The sequence below is a fragment of the Chryseobacterium sp. CG10_8 genome, assembly GCF_058117085.1.
The window spans coordinates 1-1,964 of record NZ_JBYVEB010000208.1; the positions used below are offsets into that span (position 1 = coordinate 1).

A 1,964-nucleotide genomic window follows, 5' to 3' on the forward strand; every position below is an offset into this window, starting at 1 on the left:
AATGTGTTAGTTTGTAGAGTAAATTCTACCAATCTTAAGTTCTCTTTTTGCATACTTTATATATTATAATTCTCTTTTTTCATTTTTTTAAATCTAAAAATTCTTTTCTAATCCATCCAGTTTCTACAGAATTTTCTTTTATAACGAAAGCCCATTTCAAACTGTCTTTTAAAATTTTAACCTTATCATTTTTGAATAGGTTAGATACTGATTTTGAATTATCTCTTGGATGATTTTTTAATGATATAGATTTGCAATTAATCTTAAAATTTATGTTTTCTGTAGAATAATTATTTATAGTATATGAATTGAAAATTTGGTTTACAGTAGGTGTTTCATTAGTGTTTTGAGTAAGTTTTGCAATTACTATTGGTAGTAGTATATATCCAATCAACCATATTACAAATTGAGAGGAGTATTTTATTGATGGATTTTTATCAATATAGGTTTTAATAGCTTGAAATAAATGATTAAAAAATTCAAGAGGGTTATTCTCTATAAGCTGAATATTATCATTTATTACATCTATATTGTTTTCAATTATTTCTGAAACAAATAATTCATCATCATCAATAAAAATCTGACTTCCATTTATCAGTGATAGTTTAGCAATATTCCCCCAATAACCAACAGAATTAATTTTATCAAAAATAGCATTGTTAATATTCATTGCCATGCTATTGTTTAGTTGGCTCATGACTGTTTTATTAAAATCATAATTCCAGCTTACACGTTTTGATAATTCTAGCAAATCATTATGGATAAAGTTATTATGATAACTCATTCCTTTCATCAATTCATTAAAGGCTATACCAGTATTTATCTTTGGTAGCCATTCATTAAATTTTAAAGGATTAATACTCTTGTTGATTTTATCAGTAGTACTATTTAGGCTTTTTAAAAATTCTAATGTATTCATATTTTGCAAATTTACACCATCATTGCTTCATAATGACTATCTGCAATTTCTTTAAAGATTAATTCAAAAGAATCATATAAAATTTGTGGATTTATATTCACTACTCTTTGAAAGTACATATCATCTAATGGTGATACTTTGTGGCTTCCATCATTCATGTCTGAAATTAAAGCACTGCAAATTATATATTTGGGGTCTTCAACAGATAAATTGGTTAAAACCTCCCAATTATCCTTTCCTATTCTTGTAAAGCTGATATAACTTTCAAGTATTCTTCTCATTATGTTACATATTGTAATGTTCTGTATGCTATCTGTGTTTTCTTTTAAATCTTTTAAAGTACTCCATAAAAGCGAGTAATCATTTAATACAATGTTTTTATCTCCTTTATGCTCAATTTTTGTAACATTGTTTAATTTATAAATAAAATAGAAAGATTTGTCATAACAAATAGGTCTATAATACAAAGATACCTCTTTATGAAAGTAAATGTTGTGAGACAAGATGAAAACTTGTTGAATATTTGGATTTTTCAATTCTAAATGCTGAGGATTGTTTTTCTCTGACTTTCCTTTTTTCTCTATTAACTGGTGGATTAGAGTAGTAACAATAAAAAGCACTTGACTATCCAAACTAGAAACAGGGTCATCAATTACTATGATTTTCTTTTTTGTAGTTTCATTTTTATTATCTGTTCCTAAGCATAATTGAAAAAAATATAAAAATGAGATGAAGTTCTTCTCTCCCTCACTTAGAGTTTTAAAGACATTACTTGAGTTATTATTATCCCTTTTTAGATAATATTGTGAAATTTTATTTTCTACTAATTTCTCTTCTATGGAAAACCCTTGAAATCCACTATTCTTTAAGATAATATTAATTTTATCAACTGCTTCTTTTGTAGTTACAGTTTGATTTTTATATTCTTCAATTTTAATTTTTGAATTTGAAATAAACTCATTAATATTATCCTCTATCTTTAAAGTGAAAAAATAATCTTCTGCATAACAATCCAAAATTAATTGATAGTCGTTTATCTCTGTTT

At 25.2% G+C, this 1,964-nt stretch carries 2 protein-coding genes; both read right to left on the minus strand.

Features of this window, described 5'->3' with window-relative positions; translation table 11 throughout:
* Positions 1 to 79 precede the first annotated feature (79 nt).
* On the minus strand, positions 80 to 919 hold the full coding sequence (locus AC4AGG_RS16200) for a hypothetical protein (RefSeq protein WP_489773060.1): 840 nt from the start codon (positions 917 to 919) through the stop codon (positions 80 to 82).
* A gap of 11 nt (positions 920 to 930) precedes the next feature.
* On the minus strand, positions 931 to 1,964 hold a 1,034-nt coding region (locus AC4AGG_RS16205; RefSeq protein WP_489773061.1), incomplete at its 5' end, for an AAA family ATPase.